The sequence below is a fragment of the Nocardioides sp. NPDC047086 genome (genome assembly GCF_040643685.1).
In the GTDB taxonomy this organism is placed as follows: domain Bacteria; phylum Actinomycetota; class Actinomycetes; order Propionibacteriales; family Nocardioidaceae; genus Nocardioides.
In genome coordinates this window covers 365,807-384,889 of record NZ_JBEYUV010000001.1, presented here as the reverse complement: position 1 = coordinate 384,889, position 19,083 = coordinate 365,807, and the positions used below count along the sequence as shown (strand labels likewise).

Sequence of the window (19,083 nt, the reverse complement as noted above, 5' to 3'; positions counted from 1 at the left end):
CCCCGCCGCTCGTTGGTGTCGTGCCGCTTCCCCCCCCCCCCACGCCTCCGCCTAGCGGCTCCGGCGGCTCGACCAGCGAGGCGGCTCGACCAGCGGTGGCGGCTAGGACAGTTCTTGGCTGCGTACGTAGGCGGCGCGGGTGGCCTCGAGGAAGGCCGCCCGCAGGCCGTTCTGCTCGAGCGCGCCGAGGGCCGCGGCGGTGGTGCCGCCCGGGGAGGTGACCTGCTCGCGGAGGACCGCGGGATGGGTGCCGCTCTCGAGCAGCTTGGCGGATCCGGACAGCGTCTGGATGACGAGTGTGGTCGCGTCGTCCCTGGTCAGCCCCAGATGGACGCCCGCCTCGATCCAGGCCTCGGCGATCAGGAAGACGTACGCCGGGCCGGAGCCGCTGATCGCGGTGACCGCGTCGATCTGCGACTCGGGGACGGTGACGACCTTGCCGACGGCACCCATCAGGTCGGCCGCGGTGGCGACCGCCTCCGGGGTCGCCTTGGCGCCGCCCGCGACCGCGGACATGCCCTCGCCGACCAGGGCCGGGGTGTTGGGCATGACTCGCACGACCGAGACACCGTCCGGGACGGCGGGCTCCATCGCCGAGGTCGGCACGCCGGCGGCCAAGGAGATGACCGTCGTCCCCTCACCGAGAGCGGACGCGACCGACTCGAGCACCGGCACCACGCCGTAGGGCTTCACCGCCAGCACCACCACGTCGGCCTCGGCCGCTGCCTCGGCGGCCGGCAGCGTACGGATGCCGTGCTTCTCCCGGAGCGCCGCCGCCTGCTCCTCGCGCGCCTCCACCACGATGACGCTCTCCGGCGCATGACCGGCCTCGAGAAGTCCGGCGAGGACAGCCCCACCCATATTGCCTGCACCGATGATCGCGATGGTCATGCTCGTCAGTCTGTCAGAGCGGACGACCTGCGTGGATAAGCCCCCAAGCGACCCAAGCAACTGCTAGGTTGCGATACCCACACCCGTACTCGCCGCTGGTCATCGGGAGGCCACATGCGCTTCAGACGTACGTCCCTGCTTGCTGTGGTCGCCCTCGGGCTGACGGTCGCGATGGTGGGTCCGCCCGCCGCCTCGGGAGACGATGCGGAGCGCCGGCTCCCATCGCCCGAGTCCGAGGTCAACGTGACCGGTGAGCCGTTCACGGGCACCGCCCCGGATGGCACCGTGCAAGGGCTGATCGACGCCCACAGCCACATGTTCATGCAGGACGGGATCGGCGGGGCGGCGGTCTGCGGGAAGGTCTTCTCCGAGGCCGGGGTCGCGGACGCGCTGAAGGACTGCCCCTCCCACGGGATCGCCGGGGAGACGGCGCTCCTGGAGAACCTGACCCGCTCGGGCAGCCCGCTCGGGTTCCACGACACCACCGGCTGGCCGTCGTTCGCCGACTGGCCGGCCTACGACTCGCTGACCCACCAGCAGATGTACTACCGCTGGGTCGAGCGCTCGTGGCGCGCCGGGCAGCGGATCATGGTCGTGAACCTGACCAGCAACAAGGCCCTGTGTGCGATCAACCCGGGCACCCACCAGTCCTGCGACGAGATGACCGCGGTGCGGAGGCAGGCCCGGGATGCCTACGACACCCAGGCCTTCATCGACGCGCAGTACGGCGGCGAGGGGCGGGGCTGGTACCGGATCGTCACCGACGCCGACCGGGCGCGCGAAGTGATCGAGGACGGCAAGCTCGCCGTGGTGCTCGGCATGGAGACCTCCGAGCCGTTCGGCTGCTCCCAGAAGCTGCGGCTGGCAATGTGCACACGCGCCAACATCGATGCCGGGCTCGACGAGCTGAAGTCGCTCGGGGTCTCCTCGATGTTCCTGTGCCACAAGTTCGACAACGCGCTGTGCGGGGTCCGCTACGACGAGGGCGCCACCGGGCTGCTGATCAACGCCGGTCAGTTCCTCACCACCGGCACGTTCTGGACACCGAAGGCCTGCGACCCCGACCAGCCGCACGACAACAACCCGCGCCTGGTCGACCGGCCGGCCGAGCTCGACTGGCTGCCGCAGCCGCCGATCTATCCCGCGGGCACCGTCTGCAACCCCCACGGCCTCTCCGCCCTCGGCGAATACGCGCTGCGCGGGCTGATCAAGCGCGGCATGATGGTCGAGGTCGACCACATGAGCGCCAAAGCCGCCGGCCGCGCCCTCGACATCCTCGAGGAGACCGACTACCCCGGGGTGCTCGCCAGCCACTCCTGGATGGACGAGCGCTACCTCGACCGGCTCTACGCCCTCGGCGGCTTCTCGACGATCTACGGCCACAGCACCGACCAGTTCCTGGCGGAGTACGCCCGCACCGCCCCCGTCCGCGACCGCTACGGCGCGGGCATCGGGTTCGGCTTCGACATGAACGGCTTCGGCGGCACACCCGGCCCGGCGAAGACGCGGGTCACCTACCCGTTCCGCAGCTTCGACGGCGGCTCGCTCATCGACCGCCAGGTCACCGGCCAGCGGATCTGGGACTACAACACCGACGGCGTCGCCCACTACGGGATGGTCCCCGACTACCTCGAGGACCTCCGCCTCACCGGCGGCCAGGACGTCATCGACGACATCGTCCGCGGCCCGGAGACCTACCTGCGCACATGGGCAGGGGCCCAGGCCGCCGCCGGCTGAGTCGGCTCGTTCTGACACGAATCAGCGCCGAGTCGGCTCGTTATGACGAGCCGACTCGGCGTTGGTGCCGGTTCAGTCGTCGCTTCTCGAACGTCGCAACCAGCCGCCACCGAACAGGGCCCACAGAATGAGCACGGGCTGGAAGAACAGCCGGACCAACCGCGCGGTGTCCGTGTCGAGACCGAACGCGTCGACGCCCTCCACGTACTGCGCGATGTTGCCGGGAAAGACCGCCACGAAGAACGCGGCGAGCAGCGCTCCGACGATCCGTCGCTTGGCCGGCAGCACGAGGAAGGCCAGCCCGAGGCCGATCTCGACGACGCCCGAGCCGAGCACCGTCAGGTCCTCGTCGATCGGGAACCAGCTGGGCACCTGCGCCCGGAACTCCTGTCGCTGGGTGGTCAGGTGCGCCACCCCAGCGCCCACCATCGCCACACCCAGCAGGAGGCGCGCGATGGTCTGCGCGATCGAAGTCATCGCACCACTGTAGGAGTACGCGCAGGAGCTCGATGAGTCGGCTCGTTCTCACCGATCTCCGCGCCGAGTCGGCTCGTCATGACGAGCCGACTCGGCGCGGATTGGTGTCAGAAGAGGTTGTCCACCAGCGGGGTCGGAGAGCCGAAGCGGTGGGCGGTGATCGAGACGGCCTGCTCGTGCAAGAACGTCAGCAGCTCGACCCGGCCGGCCTCGACGACGGGCTGGGCGTAGAGGGCGATGTCGACCCGGCCCTGGCTCGCAGCCGCGAAGACCTCGCGCGACCCACCCAGCAGGCGTACGCGGCTGGGCGCATGCGGCCCGGAGAGGATCGACGCCCACGCGGCGCCGTCCTCGACGACGTACGTCACACCGGTCGCCCGCACCAGCGCTGCTGTCTCCTCCTCGAGGGCGTCGGCGACGGAGACCGTCACCGGCGCCCCGGCGGCGACACCGGCAGCGAGGACCCGCAGCAGGTGAGCGACGGGGCCACCCTCGTACCGGATGGTGACCGGCACCGGGGAGTAGCGCAGCACGTTGACCTCGGCGGTCAGCCGCGAGACGTCCCGGGCCGCACCGAACTCGCGCTCCCAGGCGAGCGCGTCCGACCCGGCGGCACGCTGGAGCATCTCGATGTCGTCGATCCCCAACCGACCGGCCCAGTCGACGAGCGACCGGACGGCGGGGGAAGGCGTCGCGAGCTCGGTGGCCGGAGCCGAGACCCAGTCGCTGAGGCCGACCAGGTAGTTGGGTCCACCGGCCTTCGTCCCGGCACCGACGGCCGATTTCTTCCAGCCACCGAACGGCTGGCGACGCACGATCGCGCCGGTGATGCCCCGGTTGACGTAGGCGTTGCCGGCCTCCACCGACGACAGCCACTGCGAGATCTCGGCCCGGTCGAGGCTGTGGATGCCCGCGGTGAGGCCGTAGTCGACCTGGTTCTGGATCTCGATCGCCTCATCCAGCGAGTCGGCCGAGATGAGGCCGAGGACGGGACCGAAGTACTCGGTCAGGTGGAACTCGGAGCCACGCTTGACACCGGTCTTCACACCCGGCGACCAGAGCCGGCCGGTGTCGTCGAGCTGACGCGGCCTCACCAGCCAGGACTCACCCGGGGCCAGGGTCGTCAGCGCCTTGAGCAGCTTGCCGGAGGCGGGCTCGATGACCGGGCCCACCTGCACCGTCGGGTCGGTCGGATAACCGACGCGAAGCGAGGTGACCGCATCGATCAGCTGGTCGCGGAAGCGCCGCGAGGTCGCGACGGAGCCCACCAGGATCCCCAGCGATGCCGCCGAGCACTTCTGCCCGGCGTGGCCGAAGGCGGAGTAGACGAGGTCCTTGACGGCCAGGTCGAGGTCGGCATCCGGCGTGACCACCAACGAGTTCTTGCCGGAGGTCTCGGCCAGCAGCGGCAGGTCCGGGCGGAACGAGCGGAAGAGCTCCGCCGTGTCGAACGCACCGGTCAGCACGAGCCGGTCGACCAGCGGCGAGGCGATCAGCGCACGTCCGACCTCGTTCTCCGGTACGTGGACCAGCCGCAGCACCTCCTTCGGCACCCCCGCGGCCCACAGGGTCTCGACCAGCACCGAGCCGCAGCGCTGCGCCTGCGGAGCAGGCTTGATCACCACGGCCGACCCGGCCGCGAGCGCCGCCGCGACACCACCGGTCGGGATCGCGAGCGGGAAGTTCCACGGCGGGGTGACCAGCGTCAGCCGGACCGGCACCTGCCGGGCACCGTCGACCGTGTCGAGCCCCTCGGCCAGGCTCGCGTAGTAGTTGAGGAAGTCGATCGCCTCGGAGACCTCGGGGTCACCCTGGTCGAGCGTCTTGCCGCACTCCGACGCAGCGACCTCGAGCCACTCGGCCCGACGCCGCTCGACCTCGACGGCGGCGGCCCGCAGCACGGCGGCCCGCTCGGCACCGGTCTTGCGCCCCCAGTCGGCCTGGGCACCGACGGCACCCTCGAGCACCGACTCCACGGCCTCCACCGAGGTCAGGGTGTGGTCGGCGACGAGCTGCTCGCCCAGCGTCGAGGTGCCCACTCGAGCGATGATCGCCTTGCCCCACACCCGGTTGCCCGGCAGGTGCGGGTCGGTGTCCGGGATGTTGTCGAAGACGCGCTGCACGTCATCGGCCACCGGCTCGCGCCGATCCTGGGTCCGGTTGGGCCCGGGCACCGAGGAGTCGACGGCGGCCAGCGAGCGTACGAACCGATCCTTCTCCCGCGCGAAGAGCGTCTCGGAGGAGTTGAGGTCGAAGACGGCCGACATGAAGTTCTCGGTGCTGGCGCCCTCCTCGAGGCGACGCACGAGGTAGGCGATCGCGACGTCGAAGTCCTTGGGGTGCACGACCGGCACATAGAGCAGCAGGCCGCCGACGGTCTCGCGGACCGCCTCGGCCTGGCCCTCGGCCATGCCCAGCAGCATCTCGAACTCGACCGAGTCACGAACCTGGCGCTGACCGGCCAGGATCCAGGCGTACGCCACGTCGAACAGGTTGTGACCGGCGACGCCGACGCGCACGTTGGCCATCCGCTCGGGCGTCAGTGCCCAGGACAGCACCCGCTTGTAGTTGGTGTCGGAGTCCTGCTTGGTCGACCAGGTCGCCACCGGCCAGCCGTGCAGCGACGCCTCGACGTGCTCCATCGGCAGGTTGGCACCCTTGACCAGACGCACCTTGATCGGCGCGCCCCCACGTGCACGCCGAGCGGCAGACCACTCCTGAAGCCGCATCATCGCCGACATCGCGTCGGGCAGGTACGCCTGAAGCACGATCCCGGCCTCGAGCGACGCCAGCTCGGGGCGGTCGAGGAGCCGCGTGAAGACGTCGATGGTCATGTCGAGGTCGCGGTACTCCTCCATGTCCAGGTTGATGAACTTCTTCGTCCCGGCTGCCGAGGACTCCGCGGCGTAGGTGTAGAGCGGGAGGAGCCGCTCGACCACGTGCTCGACCGCCTCGTCGTAGGCCCAGACCGCGTGCGGCGCGACCGGCGAGGAGACCTTCACCGAGACGTAGTCGACGTCGTCGCGCGCGAGCAGCTTGCGGATCCCGGCCAGACGCCGGTCGGCCTCCTTCTGCCCCAGGACCGCCTCACCGAGGAGGTTGATGTTCAGGTTCACGCCGCGTTCGCGGATCCGCTCGATCTGCTTGCCGAGGCGAGCGTCGGAGGCGTCGATCAGCAGGTGTCCCACCATCTGCCGCAGCGCGCGCCGCGCCACCGGGATGACGAACCACGGCGCGACCAGCGACATCAGCGCGCCGAGCTTCACGCCCAGCTTCAGGTGCCAGGGCAGGAACGAAGGTACGTCGCCGGCCAGCTCGCGGAGGCTGGCCGCGGCCACGCGTACGTCCTCGGGCCGGATCACCCGGTCGACGAAGCCGACGGTGAAGTCGAGGCCGGCGGGGTCCTTGAGTACGTCGGCGAGGCGCTGTGCGGCCGGGGCGGCGGGCTTGGTCGAAGCCTTCGCCAGCCAGCCGCGAACGAGGTGGTCGACCTCGGCGATGAGCGCGTCATTGGTGGTCATAGAGCCGAGTATGCGACCGGAGTCACGTAAGATAAAGCGATGTTTCCTGGAGATTATTCGTAAGGAGAGGTGAACGGTCAGATGCTCGACGTCCGTCGTCTCCGCCTCCTCGCCGAGCTCGCCGCGCGCGGGACCCTGGCCGAGGTCGCCGAAGCCCTCCACCAGAGTCCTTCATCGGTCTCCCAGCAGCTCGGCCAGCTCGAGCGGGAGGTCGGCGTCCCCCTTCTCACCAAAGCGGGAAGACGGGTCCAGCTCACCGCCGCGGCCGAGGTGCTCGTCGAGCACACGACCGAGATCCTGGCGCGGCTGGAGGCCGCAGAGGCCGCGGTCACCGCGCTCGGCGACGAGACCGCCGGCACCGTCCGGGTCGCCGTCTTCCAGTCCGTGGCGCTCGCCTACATGCCGCAGGCGCTCGCCGACCTGACCCGGCGTCATCCACGGCTGCGGGTGATGCTCTCCCAGCGCGCGCCCGAGCAGGCGCTCAACGACCTCGCCCTGCGCGAGCTCGACCTGGTCGTCGCCGAGCACTACCCCGACCACGGCGCGCCGCACTTCGACGGTCTCGACCGACAGCCGCTCACCACCGACCGGCTTCGGCTCGCCCTCCCGCCCCGCGGCTCCGGGGCGATCTGGGACAACATCACCAGCCTCGCCGACGCCGGTTGTGTCCCGTGGGCGATGGAACCGCCGGGCACGGCGTCGCGCCACTGGATCGAGGAGCAGTGCCGGCGGGCAGGCTTCGAGCCCGAGGTCCGCTACGAGACCGACGACGTCGAGGCCCATGTCGCGCTCGTGGAGTCCGGCAACGCGGTCGCCCTGCTCTCCGACCTGATGCGCGTACGCCACCGGACCGCGGTGCGGCTCATCGATCTGCCGGGTTCGCCGCGGCGTACGGTCTTCACCGCGACCCGGACCGCCATCGCCGACTCCCCGGGGATCCTCGCGTGCCGCGCCGCGCTGGCTCGCGTGGTGCCCGCGGACCTGACGCTGCCCGGCTGAGCCCCGCCGATCAGCCGAAGAGGTCCTCGAGCGGCTGGTCGTGGTCGATTGAGAGCCCGTACGCCGTCGTGCGGGTGTCGATCATGGCCAGGACGGCCTCGGTGACGACCGAGGTCAGATGCTCGGCGTCGGGGATGCCCTCACCGAGGTGGACCCAGCGGCGCACGGCACCGAAGACCATCCCGATCAGGCCGTAGATCAGCGGGTCGACGGCCTTCTTGTCGACCTCGGAGACCTCGACGCCGGTCAGCTCGAAGGCGGCCAGGATCAGCTCCTTGATCCGCTCCGCGATCCGGTCGAGGCCCTGCTGCAGCGGACCGCTGCCGTTCGGCGCGGTGTCGACATCGGCCACCTGGTGCAGGAGCGGGTGTTCGAGCGCCCAGTTGACGTACGCCCCGACGGTGCGGGAGATGATCTGCCGGATCGAGCCGGTCAGCTCCATCGCCGGGAAGAGCTTGGCCCACAGACCGTCGAGGATGTCGGCCTGGATGGCGAGGTCGAGCTCACGCCGGTCGGCGAAATGCCGGTAGACCACCGAGCGGGAGAGCCCCGCGGCCTGACCGATCGCCTGCAGGCTGACGTTGACGCCGTCGGTCTCGATCAGCCCGATCGCGGCATCGACGATGCGCTTTCGTCGGTCGTCGTTGTGACGCTTCCAGCGAACTGCCCTGCCATCCATGGTGGGACCATCGTAGTCCCACGTACTTCACGCCGAGCCTGGAACGCCTGTCACAGTAATCACAGGCCCATCCCGAGCCGGCTCCCGGAACGGCTCAGGCGAACCGGATCACCCCGTCGGCGACCGGCGCCCCGAGCCCCTTCATGTCGACGAGATAGTTCTGCTTCGCGGTCCACGGTGAGCGGTCACCGGCCTTCGGCATCAGGTCCAGCGAGCGCTGGATGTAGCCGGAGGCCAGGTCCATGAACGGCCGCTCCTCGACGCTCGGGTCGCGGGTGACCCCGGCGACGTCGTAGCCGTTCTCGCCCATGAAGTCGAGCAGCCGGATCACGTAGTCGGTGACCAGGTCGGCCTTGAGCGTCCAGGAGGCGTTGGTGTAGCCGATCGTGTAGGCGAAGTTGGGCATCCCGGTGATCATCAGGCCCTTGTAGGCCATCTGCTCGGGCAGGCGGATCGGCTCACCGTCGACGGTGTAGTCGAGGCCACCGAAGAGCCGGAGGTTGAGCCCGGTGGCGGAGATGACGATGTCGGCCTCGAGCGTCTCGCCCGACTCGAGCTCGATGCCCTTCGGCACGAACGTCTTGATCCGGTCGGTCACGACCGCGGCGTACCCCTCGCGGATCGACTTCATCATGTCGCCGTCGGGGACGAAGCAGATGCGCTGGTCCCACGGGTTGTAGGGCGGGTTGAAGTGCTTGTCGACGTACGCGACCGCCTCGTCCTTGGTCATGCCAGGGCGGCCATTGCGGGCGGTGAGTCCGTTGATCCACTGCTCGCGGATCACCTTCTTGACGACACCAGGGGCCCGGCGGGCCAGCTGGTAGGTGCCGACGGTGAGCGCGATGTTCTCCCAGCGGACCGCCTCGTGGCCGATCTTCTCGCGCACGCGCTTGAAGGGGAGCCTGCCGAGCAGCTTGAACGGCGCCGTCTTCAGCAGCGAGGCGATCGCATCCTGACCGGGGCGGGAGAGGATGTAGGTCGGCGTACGCTGCAGCATCGTCACCTTCTCGGCCCGGTCGCTGCCCTCGCCCGCCAGGTTGGGCAGGAGGGTGACAGCTGTCGCGCCGGACCCGATGATGACGACCTTCTTGCCCGCGTAGTCGAGATCCTCGGGCCAGTGCTGCGGGTGGACGAAGGTGCCCTCGAAGTCGTCGAGACCGGCGAACTCCGGCTGGTAGCCGTTGGCGTAGTCGTAGTAGCCCGAGCAGTTCCACAGGAAGCCGGCGGTGATCTCGGTCGGACCGTCCGGGGTCTCGACGGAGACCGTCCACTGCTTGTCCTCGGTGCTCCACGCGGCACCGGTGACCTTGTGGCCGTAGTGGATCAGCTTGTCGACGCCGTAGTCCTTCGCCGTCTGGCGCAGGTAGTCGCGGATCTGATGACCGTCGGCGAGGGCTTGCGCGCTCTCCCACGGCCGCCACTTGAAGGCGAAGGTGAACATGTCGGAGTCGGACCGGATGCCCGGGTAGCGGAAGAGGTCCCAGGTGCCGCCACTGGCCTCCCGCTGCTCCAGGATCGCGAGCGTCTTGCCAGGAAGGCGCTCACGGAGCTGCGCGGCCGCTCCGATGCCGGAGACGCCGGCCCCGATGATCAGTACGTCGACATGCATGCGACCGAGGTTACCCGGAAGTATCTGATTGCGACACCCTGTCCCGCGAACTTTTGCAAGCAATTCGGTGGATCGGGCAACCGTGAACGGCTCGGTAACACCGCCGACACCCCACTTCCACGCGCGCACGCGAGGCCGCTACTCTGCGGTCTGCAGCTGTGGGGGCGGCACGCATCCACGGCGATTTCGGGGTCACTCACCCATCGCTTTCGATGGCTGGGGCTGCTTGCGGACCGCACGGTGCGGTCATGGTCTTCGAAAGGTTCTCGAGTGTTCAATTTCGTACGCGCCGGCGCGGTTGTCGCGGGCGTCTCCCTCGCCGGGCTCGCCGCAGCGCCGGCGTTCGCCACCGGTGACCACGGTGACCCGGCCGGCAACAACGGCACCGTCAAGGTGATCGCGCACGGCAACATCGACGACGTTCCCAACAACGAGCCGCACGTCGGCTGCACCCTCGACATCGAGTGGTACGGCTTCGACGAGGGCAAGGACATCGTCTCCACCATCGACTTCGAGCTGCACGCGCCGACCGTCGACGGTGAGCTCACCGTCGACGGTCCGAGCGAGGTCTTCGTGGGTGGCGACGCCGCCACCGGCGCCGGCACCGACGACGGCCTCGACGACGGCCTCGACGGTCGTGAGACCTACACGCTGTCCGCCACCGGCCTCGCCCACCCGAAGCAGGGCTTCCACGCGAAGGTCACCGTCCACACGCCGGGCAGCATCGGCAACGACACCAAGACCAAGGTCTTCTGGTTCCAGAACTGCGAGACCGAGGAGCCCAGCGAGTCCGCGACGCCGACCCCGGCGTCGTCGGAGGAGCCCACCCCGACCGAGGAGCCGACCGAGGAGCCCACCGAGGCCACCCCGGTCGCTGACGAGTCCGAGGCCACCGACGAGGAGACCTCCGCGGCGCCGACCCCGGAGAGCGACTCTGCGGTCCCGACCAACATCGACGCCGGTCTCGCCGGCGAGAGCGACTCCCCCGTGCCCGCGATGTGGCCGCTGCTGGCCATGCTCGCCGGTGCTGCCGCTGCCGGCACCGCGCTCGTCGTGGTCCTGCGTCGCCGCGCTGCCGCTCTGGTCCACAAGGACTGAGCCAAACCGCGTCACGTAGGACGGCGCGGCGTACGGATTCGAATCCGTACGCCGCGCCGTTCGCATTTCCTGCCGAGTCGGCTCATCCTGACGCGATTCCCTGCCGAGTCGGCTCGTCATAACGCGCCGACTCGGCGGGATCTCGGTCAGTCCTGGAACGCGGCGCCCTTCTCGATCAGTGCGTCGGCGTCGTCGATGCCCCAGGCGGCGAGGGCCTCGCGGGTGTGCTGGCCCGCGCTGGCGGCCGGTCCCGCGCCCAAGGTGGAGGTGGTGCGGCTGAACCGCGGAGCGGGGGCAGGCTGGGTGACGCCGTAGTGGGTGACGTACGTCTGACGGGCCTGCAGGTGCGGATGCGTGGCGGCCTCGGAGGGGGTGAGGACCGGGGCGACGCAGGCGTCGGTGCCCTCGAAGAGATCGGCCCACTCGGCCATCGTCTTGGACGCGAAGGTCTTGGCGAAGAGGTCGCGCATCTCGTCGTAGCGCTCCATCTCGTACTGCCCCGGGCAGACCCCGTCGAGCCCGAGCCGGGTGACCATCTCGGCGAAGAACTTGCCCTCCAGCGCACCGACCGCGACCTGTCGGCCGTCAGCGGTGTCGTAGAGCGCGTAGAACGGCATCGCGCCGTCGAGCAGGTTGCTCTGCCGCTGCTCGTGCCAGGCGCCGGAGGCGAGCATCCCCGAGATCATCGTGGCGAGGTGGGCGGTGCCGTCCACGATCGCGGCGTCGACGACCTGCCCCTGGCCGGTCGTCTTCGCCGAGACGAGCGCGGCCAGGATGCCCATCACCAGATAGGTCGATCCGCCACCGAAGTCGCCGAGCAGGTTGAGCGGGAAGTGCGGACGGGCCGGGTCCTGGCCGAGGCCGTTGAGCACGCCGGTGGTGGCGATGTAGGTGAGGTCGTGACCGGCGGACTGGGCCAGCGGCCCCTCCTGACCCCAGCCGGTCATCCGGCCGTAGACAAGACGCGGGTTGCGCTCCAGGCAGGTGTCGGGGCCCAGCCCGAGGCGGTCGGTGACCCCGGGGCGCAGCCCCTCGATGAGCACGTCAGCGGTCTCCACCAGGCGCAGGACGGTCTCGACGGCAGCCGGGTTCTTGAGGTCCAGCGCGATGCTCGGGCGGCCACGGGTGAGCAGGTCGCCGGCACCGCCGCCGAGCACGTTCCCGCCCGGCCGGTCGACCCTGATCACGTCCGCACCCATGTCCGCGAGGATCGTGCAGGCGTGCGGCCCGGGCCCGATCCCTGCCAGCTCGACGACCTTGACCCCGCGGAGCGGTCCGGTGCCCTGGCCCAACGTCACTGTGGAATGTTCCGTCGATTCAGTCATGACGGCGATCCTTGCAGAGTACGGAACCCTCCGCCCGGCGTGACCTGATCGCGGTGCGGAGTCCGATACGCTCCGAGACACACTCGCCGGTGCACAGGAGCAGAGAAGTTGTCTCGGGAAATCCCCACATCCCCCCAGTCCCGCCCGTTCAGCTCGGTCAGCCCACTGACCGCGAACGATCCCCGCGAGATGGGTCCGTACGCGCTCACCGGCCGCCTCGGCCACGGCGGTATGGGCGTCGTCTACCTGGGCGAGGACGCGAACGGGATGCAGGCGGCGGTGAAGGTGATCCTTCCCGAGCTCACCTCCGACCCGGGCTTCCGCGCCCGGTTCGAGCGTGAGATCGAGGCCGCCAAGAGGGTCCAGAGCCGGTTCACCGCGCGGGTCCTCGACGCCGACCCCGATGCCGAGCAGCCCTGGATGGCGAGCGAGTACGTCCCCGACCCGCCGCTCAGCAAGCGGGTCGGCTCCGGCCAGCGCCTGACCGAGATCGACGTACGCCAGCTGGTCGCCGGTGTCACCGAGGCTCTCGCCGCGGTGCACCGTGCCGGGCTGGTGCACCGCGACATCAAGCCGGGCAACATCCTCTACGGCGACACCGACCCGTGCGTGATCGACATGGGCATCGCCCGCTCCGTCGACGGCACCGCGCTGACCCAGACCGGCAAGGCGGTCGGCACCTACGGCTACCAGGCACCCGAGCAGGTCCAGACCGGCACCTTCTCCAGCGCCGTCGACATCTGGGCACTGGGCCTGGTCGCCTTCGTCGCTGCCACCGGTCGCTGGCCGTTCAGCGGCGAGATCGGCTCGATGGGACATCTCCTCAAGGGCGAGTCGCCCAACCTGAGCCTCTGTCCGGTCTATCTCCGCCCGCTGGTCGCCGCCTGCCTGGCCGAGGACCCGGCCGGACGCCCCTCCGCCGCGGACATCCTCGCCACCAACGGCGACTGGACCCTGCTGCCGGCCCCGGTCACCGCGGCGGAGGAGACCAGCATCGGCGCGCCGCCACCTGCATTCGCCACGGGTGGGATCGCTCGCGCTCCCCACCCCGCCACGGCTTCCGGCAACACCGCCGACCTGCCCACGCTGGCGCCCACGTTCGCAGAGCCCGCCCAGGCCTCCGGCCGGCGCTGGAAGGTCGCGGTCCTGGCCGCGGCGGCCGTGGTCCTGGTCTCGGCCGGCGTGGCCGTCGCCGCCAACCCCGACCTCCTGACCGGTGAGGACGACACCCCGACGGTCGGCGAGGTCACCCCGTCTGCCGAGCCGACCACCGGCGAGCGCAGCACGGCGCCGAGCACGCCTGTCGGCGGTTCGGTCGACACCGGGACGGATCCCGGGCTGAGCGAGGAGCCCGGTGGCGACGGCGCGGAGGGCGACGGCGAGATCGCCCCCAGCAGCGATACCGCCACCGGCGACGCGACGCCTTCGACCTCGCCCGACGCGAGCGCGACGGCCCCCAGCGACCCGGCCACCGAGCCGGTCACCGAGACGCCGACGGCCGAGCCGACCGAGACCGCGACGGCCGAACCGACCGAGGATCCCGCCGGGGATCCGACCGCGACCGCGACTCCCTGACGGCGTTCACAGCTCGTTCTGAGGGGCGGCTCGCAAGGGCCGGAGAGACCCGGGTCACACCGTGCCCGAGGTTGGATCGATCAAGGTGGCCGGGCGTCCCGTCGCACCGATAATCGAGCCTGGCGGGGTGTGCCGTCCTTCTTCCCGAGCAACTGAAAGTTGAGCTGTGAGCGACACCGACGAGACCTTCAACGACTGGCAGCACCGCGAGGAGCTCGCGGAGACGATGATCCCGATCATCGGCAAGCTCTACCGCGAGAAGGATGTCACCATCCTGGTCCACAGCCGGTCGCTGGTGAGCAAGTCCGACATCTCGATCCTCAAGGCGCACCGCTTCGCGCGCCAGATCGAGGGCGAGGAGCTCTCGGTCACCGAGACGTTCCCGCTGCTCCAGGCAGTCGCGAAGCTCGACCTCGGTCCCTCGAAGATCGACCTGGGCCTGCTCGCGGTCCAGTACGCCGAGGACGACCGCGGCCTCTCCGTCGACGACTTCGTCGCCGAGAAGCTGTCCGACGCCACGGGCGAGAACAAGCTCGAGCGCAACGGCGGCCAGGACGTCGTGCTCTACGGCTTCGGCCGGATCGGCAGGCTCGTCGCCCGCCTCCTCGTCGAGAAGGCCGGCTCGCGCCACGGTCTGCGGCTGAAGGCCGTCGTCGTCCGCAAGGGCGGCGAGGACGACCTCATCAAGCGCGCCTCGCTGCTGCGTCGCGACTCGATCCACGGCCAGTTCGCCGGCACTATCACGGTGGACGAGAAGAACGGCGTGATCATCGCCAACGGCAACCCGATCCAGTTCATCTACTCCAACGACCCGACGACGGTCGACTACACGGCGTACGGCATCAAGGACGCCATCCTCATCGACAACACCGGCAAGTGGCGTGACCGCGAGGGCCTCTCGCAGCACCTGCGCCCGGGCGTCAAGAAGGTCCTGCTGACCGCGCCGGGCAAGGGCGACGTCCCCAACATCGTCCACGGCGTCAACCACCAGACCCTCACCGGCGACGAGCAGGTCATCTCCTGCGCGTCCTGCACGACCAACGCGATCGTGCCGCCGCTGAAGCTGATGGAGGACCGCTTCGGCATCGTCCGCGGTCACGTCGAGACGGTGCACTCGTTCACCAACGACCAGAACCTGCTGGACAACTACCACAAGGCCGACCGTCGCGGCCGCTCCGCACCGCTCAACCTGGTGCTCACCGAGACCGGTGCCGCCTCCGCCGTCGCCAAGGCGCTCCCGGACCTGAAGGCGAAGATCACCGGCAACTCGATCCGCATCCCCACCCCGGATGTCTCGATCGCGATCCTGTCGCTCTCGCTCAAGAGCGAGACCTCGAAGGAAGAGGTCGTCGACTACCTCCGCGAGGCCTCGCTCACCGGCGAGCTGCGTCGCCAGGTGGACTTCACCACCGCCCGCGACGCGGTCTCCTCCGACTTCATCGGCTCCCGCGCCGCCTCGATCGTCGACGGCAACGCGACCATCGTCGACGGCGACTCCGCGATCCTCTACGTCTGGTACGACAACGAGTTCGGCTACTCCTGCCAGGTCGTCCGCACCGTGCAGTCGATCTCCGGTGTCGAGTACCCGACCTTTCCGGCCCCGGCCGCGGTCTGAGCAGCCTGGAGCGAAGCAGCCCCTACGCCGCCCCGTCCTGTCCGGTCTCCGGATGGGGCGGGGCAGCGGCGTTCCAGGCTCGGAGGATGGCATCGGCGCTGGTCAGGCCGACCTGCGCGACGTCGCGGAGGGCCGGCGCAGACCGTAGCCACATCTCGTACTCGAGCTGTTCCTTCTGACTCTCGGCATCGACCCTGAGCCAGTCGACCTCGCGCAGCGGACCGTTGACCGGCGCACCCCAGACCGTCACCGCCGGTCCGCGTTCGAGCGGCAGCCAGGTCTCCTTCATCGGCTCGAACCAGTCGCCAGGCGGTTCGACGTGAAACGTACGAGGCGGTGCACTGCGGTTCCGCACCGGTGTCGCAGCTTCGTCGTAGGTGTGACCGATGACCTCCGCACCGAACACCACCCAGCTGGCGACCGTTGCGACCAACGGGAACCGGCGACCGTCGAGGCAGCCCCACCCGTCCAGCATCGTGCCCAGGAGGGGCGGGACGTACCAGTTGCGCCGCACGACCTCGGCCTGCTCATCCCAGGTCTGCGAGATGTTCCACCTGCGTTCTCGACCGAGCCTGACGGCGACCGGCCGGACCGCATCCAGCGTCTGGTCCGTGCAGCGCGGCCGAGCCAACAGCTCGGCCAGCCTGCGCTCGTCATAGACGATCGAGCTGCCCATCCTCTGCCCAGCGCCGGCCAGGCCGGCGGTCAGGACACGGTTCGCCTCGACCTTCCCGATCATGTGCAGCTCGCAGATCCGACGTATCGCCTCGCGGGTGGTGAGTCGCGTTGTGATCCCCATACGCAGGGACGCTAGGAGCACACGTCAGGTGACGCGACCACAATCAAGACCCTGTGGATAACTCTGTGGAAACTGTCCGGCTGCCCGCCCCTGAGGCCGGATCCGCTCTCTTTTACAAGACGATGACACCTTGTGAACGGCGGCTCACAAAGTGTCATCGTCTTGTAAAAGGCACGCTCATCGCAGTCAGGGATCAGGGGCGGACGCGGGCGAGGAAGGCGCGGGTGCGCTCCTCGACGGGATCACCGAAGAGCTGTTCCGGCGGGCCCTGCTCCAGCACACGCCCGCCGTCGAGGAAGCAGACCTTGGTGGCGACCTCGCGGGCGAAGGACATCTCGTGGGTGGCGAGGACCAGGGTGGCTCCGGCAGCAGCCTCGGCCCGGACGATCTCCAACACCTCCCCGACGAGCTCGGGGTCGAGGGCGGCGGTGATCTCGTCGAGGAGCAGCAGGCGCGGCCGGGTGCACATCGCCCGCACGAGCGCGACCCGCTGCTGCTGACCTCCGGAGAGGGCGTCGGGGTGGGCGTCGGCCTTGTCGGCCAGACCGAATCGGGCCAGCAGTTCCCGGGCTCGATCCGCGGCCTCACCAGGTCGAACACCGTGCACCCGCACCTGCGCCAGCGTGCAGTTGTCGAGCACGGACAGATGTGGGAAGAGGTTGTACGCCTGGAAGACCATCCCGATCTCGCGGCGGACCGAGCGCGGGTCCACGAGCGGGTCGGAGATCTCCCGGCCGTCGAACGTGATGACCCCGTCGTCGATCGTCTCGAGCAGGTTCAGGCAGCGCAGCAGCGTCGACTTCCCCGACCCCGACGCACCGATCAGACAGACCACGTCGTGCTCGGCCACGGACAGGTCCAGGTCATCCAGGACGACCCTGCCTCGATAGGACTTCCGCAGGGCCTTGGCCTCCAGCAGCCCTGACGTCACCGGTGCCGTCATCGGCCCTGCTCCTTCTCGATCTGTCGCCGCATCAGCCAGTCGGTGAGCCGGGTGAGCGGGACCGCGACGATGAGGAAGTACGCAGCAGCGACCAGCAGCGGCGTGCCGTTGAAGTGGTAGCCCTGGTAGTCCTGGGCCGCCCGGAGCGCTTCGAAGACGCCGACCGCCGAGATCAGCGCGGTGTCCTTCTGCAGCGAGACGAGGTCGTTCATGAGCGGCGGCACGACGCGGCGTACGGCCTGCGGGAGGACCACGAAGCGCATCGTCTGGGCGCGGGTCAGCGCCAGCGCCTCGGCCGAGGCGACCTGGGTGGGATGGATCGCCAGGATGCCGGCGCGGAAGACCTCCGCGACATAGGCCCCGTAGCAGAGCACCAGGGCGAACGTGGTCAGCCAGAACAGCGAGCTGGTCACCCCGGACAGGCCGAGCGCCGGAATCCCGATGCCACAGATGACCACGACCATGATCGACGGCACCCCGCGGAACAGATCGGTGTAGCCGGTCGCCAGGAGCCGCAGCGGCGCCAGCCACGGGGAGGTGGTCTGGCGGGCGATGGCGACGAGGGCACCGAGGACGAGTACGCACGGCTCGGCGACCAGGAAGATCCGGATGTTGATCCAGAACCCCTCCGCGATCGCCGCGAACGAGTCACGTGCGTGGGACCAGCTCAAGAAGTAGTCCCGGACCCGGTCCCACCCCGGCGAGGAGATGACCAGCAGCGCCAGCCCGACCGCGACCACGACGGTCACCACCGTGGCGATGACGATCTGCTGGATCCGCAGCCGGCGGCGTACGGCCTGCCTCTCGAGCTCCCGCGCACTCGGTGGTCGAGCCTGTCGAGCGTCGTATCGAGCCTGTCGAGATGACCCCTCCACAGAACGACTCGACTCTGTCACTTCAGCACAGGCACGGAGACGACGTCGGAGAGCCACTCCTTCTCGAGCGCGGCGAGGGTGCCGTCCTCCTCGAGCGCGGTCAGCGCCTCGTCGAGGCACGGCGCCAGGCCGCTGCCCTTCTCCGTCAGCAGGCCGAACTCCTCCGGCTTCTCGCTGCTCTCGAACTGGCCGGTGATCGTGCTGCCCTCGATCTCGGCGGCGGTGATGTAGAACGCCGTGGGCAGGTCGAAGACGAGCGCGTCCACCTGGCCGTTGAGCAGCGCCTGCTTGGCCTGGTCGCTGGTGTCGAAGACCAGCGGGTCCGTGGTCGGCTGTACGTCCTCGCGGATCGCGGTGAGCGACGTGGTCGCGGTCTGGGCGCCGAGCTTGAGCCCCTTCAGGTCCTCGAGCGAGGCGGCCTTGGCGGCATCCTTCTCCATGATCACGACCGCCTGCGAGGCCGTGTAGTAGCCCTGCGAGAAGTCGACGACACCCGCACGTTCGGGCGTGATCGAGATCTGGTTGATGTCGAAGTCGAACTTCTTCTCGCCCGGCGTGTAGGAGGTGTTGAACGTCTGCTTGACCCAGACGACGTCGTCCTTCGCGAACCCGAGCTGTTCGGCGACGGCGTAGGCGACCGCCGACTCGAAGCCCTTGCCGTTGCTGGGGTCGTTCTCGGAGAACCACGGTTCGTACGCCGGGGAGTCGGTGCCGATCGTCAGCTTGCCGTCCTGCTTCAGCGGCAGGTCGGCAGCCTCGCACGAGGTGGGCGCGCCACCCTCGGCGCTGTCCTCGGCCTCGCTCCCGCAGGCGGTCAGGGCCGCAGCGAGAGCGAGCGGAGCGAGAATGGCAGTGAGGCGAGTGCGCCCGGGCTGATGCAACATGCCGGAATCGTAGATGGTACGGGCACTAGCCGCTTCTTATTACTCGTGAGTAGCAT

At 69.5% G+C, this 19,083-nt stretch carries 15 protein-coding genes; 5 read left to right on the top strand and 10 right to left on the bottom strand.

The window, feature by feature from the left end; genetic code table 11:
- Positions 1-102: 102 nt before the first annotated feature.
- A complete protein-coding gene (proC, locus tag ABZ796_RS01860) occupies positions 103-951 on the bottom strand; it encodes a pyrroline-5-carboxylate reductase (protein ID WP_357334135.1) in 849 nt (282 codons plus the stop codon).
- Positions 952-1,005: 54 nt separating this feature from the next.
- Here proC and ABZ796_RS01855 point away from each other — a divergent pair, with 54 nt between their 5' ends.
- Entirely contained in the window at positions 1,006-2,628 is a 1,623-nt protein-coding gene (locus tag ABZ796_RS01855; RefSeq protein WP_357334133.1) for a Coagulation factor 5/8 type domain-containing protein, read from the top strand.
- Positions 2,629-2,700: 72 nt separating this feature from the next.
- On the opposite strand, the gene ABZ796_RS01850 is transcribed toward ABZ796_RS01855, so the two are convergent.
- Both ABZ796_RS01850 and ABZ796_RS01845 read right to left on the bottom strand, forming a co-directional pair.
- Entirely contained in the window at positions 2,701-3,105 is a 405-nt protein-coding gene (locus ABZ796_RS01850) for a hypothetical protein (protein ID WP_357334131.1), read from the bottom strand.
- Between the two features lie 107 nt (positions 3,106-3,212).
- A complete protein-coding gene (locus ABZ796_RS01845) occupies positions 3,213-6,626 on the bottom strand; it encodes a bifunctional proline dehydrogenase/L-glutamate gamma-semialdehyde dehydrogenase (RefSeq protein WP_357334129.1) in 3,414 nt (1,137 codons plus the stop codon).
- Between the two features lie 69 nt (positions 6,627-6,695).
- Here ABZ796_RS01845 and ABZ796_RS01840 point away from each other — a divergent pair, with 69 nt between their 5' ends.
- Positions 6,696-7,625: a LysR family transcriptional regulator gene (locus ABZ796_RS01840; protein WP_357334127.1), complete on the top strand. Its 930-nt coding sequence runs from the start codon at positions 6,696-6,698 to the stop codon at positions 7,623-7,625.
- A 10-nt stretch (positions 7,626-7,635) separates the two neighbouring features.
- On the opposite strand, the gene ABZ796_RS01835 is transcribed toward ABZ796_RS01840, so the two are convergent.
- Together ABZ796_RS01835 and ABZ796_RS01830 are read right to left on the bottom strand one after the other, a co-directional pair.
- Positions 7,636-8,304, bottom strand: a complete 669-nt coding sequence (locus ABZ796_RS01835) for a TetR/AcrR family transcriptional regulator (protein WP_357334125.1) — start codon at positions 8,302-8,304, stop codon at positions 7,636-7,638.
- A 94-nt stretch (positions 8,305-8,398) separates the two neighbouring features.
- Positions 8,399-9,913 (bottom strand): NAD(P)/FAD-dependent oxidoreductase, encoded by a 1,515-nt coding sequence (locus tag ABZ796_RS01830; protein ID WP_357334124.1) that lies wholly within the window; start codon positions 9,911-9,913, stop codon positions 8,399-8,401.
- Positions 9,914-10,183: 270 nt separating this feature from the next.
- On the opposite strand from ABZ796_RS01830, the gene ABZ796_RS01825 reads away from it, so the two are divergent.
- The gene (locus ABZ796_RS01825; protein ID WP_357334122.1) at positions 10,184-11,011 is read left to right on the top strand and encodes a hypothetical protein; all 828 of its coding nucleotides are present in this window, start codon (positions 10,184-10,186) and stop codon (positions 11,009-11,011) included.
- Positions 11,012-11,157: 146 nt separating this feature from the next.
- Here ABZ796_RS01825 and ABZ796_RS01820 read toward each other — a convergent pair whose 3' ends face one another.
- On the bottom strand, positions 11,158-12,336 hold the full coding sequence (locus tag ABZ796_RS01820) for a CaiB/BaiF CoA-transferase family protein (RefSeq protein ID WP_357334120.1): 1,179 nt from the start codon (positions 12,334-12,336) through the stop codon (positions 11,158-11,160).
- A 189-nt stretch (positions 12,337-12,525) separates the two neighbouring features.
- Here ABZ796_RS01820 and ABZ796_RS01815 point away from each other — a divergent pair, with 189 nt between their 5' ends.
- Together ABZ796_RS01815 and ABZ796_RS01810 are read left to right on the top strand one after the other, a co-directional pair.
- Complete coding sequence (locus ABZ796_RS01815; RefSeq protein WP_357334118.1) at positions 12,526-13,911, top strand: protein kinase; 1,386 nt, start codon at positions 12,526-12,528, stop codon at positions 13,909-13,911.
- Between the two features lie 166 nt (positions 13,912-14,077).
- Positions 14,078-15,526, top strand: coding sequence for a glyceraldehyde-3-phosphate dehydrogenase (locus tag ABZ796_RS01810; RefSeq protein ID WP_357334117.1), 1,449 nt, complete (start codon positions 14,078-14,080; stop codon positions 15,524-15,526).
- Between the two features lie 22 nt (positions 15,527-15,548).
- On the opposite strand, the gene ABZ796_RS01805 is transcribed toward ABZ796_RS01810, so the two are convergent.
- The 4 genes from ABZ796_RS01805 to ABZ796_RS01790 form a co-directional block, all read right to left on the bottom strand.
- Positions 15,549-16,325, bottom strand: a complete 777-nt coding sequence (locus ABZ796_RS01805; RefSeq protein WP_357334115.1) for a hypothetical protein — start codon at positions 16,323-16,325, stop codon at positions 15,549-15,551.
- Between the two features lie 193 nt (positions 16,326-16,518).
- Positions 16,519-17,268 (bottom strand): amino acid ABC transporter ATP-binding protein, encoded by a 750-nt coding sequence (locus ABZ796_RS01800; RefSeq protein WP_357334113.1) that lies wholly within the window; start codon positions 17,266-17,268, stop codon positions 16,519-16,521.
- On the bottom strand, positions 17,265-18,143 hold the full coding sequence (locus ABZ796_RS01795; RefSeq protein ID WP_357334111.1) for an amino acid ABC transporter permease: 879 nt from the start codon (positions 18,141-18,143) through the stop codon (positions 17,265-17,267). The genes ABZ796_RS01800 and ABZ796_RS01795 overlap by 4 nt, the downstream gene beginning before the upstream one ends.
- A gap of 17 nt (positions 18,144-18,160) precedes the next feature.
- A complete protein-coding gene (locus ABZ796_RS01790; RefSeq protein WP_357334109.1) occupies positions 18,161-19,027 on the bottom strand; it encodes an ABC transporter substrate-binding protein in 867 nt (288 codons plus the stop codon).
- Between the last annotated feature and the right edge of the window lie 56 nt (positions 19,028-19,083).

Coding starts and splice junctions, on each gene's coding strand:
- ABZ796_RS01855 (WP_357334133.1), top strand. CDS start 1,006: ATGCGCTTCAGACGTACGTCCCTGCTTGCTGTGGTCGCCCTCGGGCTG.
- ABZ796_RS01850 (WP_357334131.1), bottom strand. CDS start 3,105: ATGACTTCGATCGCGCAGACCATCGCGCGCCTCCTGCTGGGTGTGGCG.
- ABZ796_RS01845 (WP_357334129.1), bottom strand. CDS start 6,626: ATGACCACCAATGACGCGCTCATCGCCGAGGTCGACCACCTCGTTCGC.
- ABZ796_RS01835 (WP_357334125.1), bottom strand. CDS start 8,304: ATGGATGGCAGGGCAGTTCGCTGGAAGCGTCACAACGACGACCGACGA.
- ABZ796_RS01830 (WP_357334124.1), bottom strand. CDS start 9,913: ATGCATGTCGACGTACTGATCATCGGGGCCGGCGTCTCCGGCATCGGA.
- ABZ796_RS01820 (WP_357334120.1), bottom strand. CDS start 12,336: ATGACTGAATCGACGGAACATTCCACAGTGACGTTGGGCCAGGGCACC.
- ABZ796_RS01815 (WP_357334118.1), top strand. CDS start 12,526: ATGGGTCCGTACGCGCTCACCGGCCGCCTCGGCCACGGCGGTATGGGC.
- ABZ796_RS01805 (WP_357334115.1), bottom strand. CDS start 16,325: ATGGGGATCACAACGCGACTCACCACCCGCGAGGCGATACGTCGGATC.
- ABZ796_RS01800 (WP_357334113.1), bottom strand. CDS start 17,268: ATGACGGCACCGGTGACGTCAGGGCTGCTGGAGGCCAAGGCCCTGCGG.
- ABZ796_RS01790 (WP_357334109.1), bottom strand. CDS start 19,027: ATGTTGCATCAGCCCGGGCGCACTCGCCTCACTGCCATTCTCGCTCCG.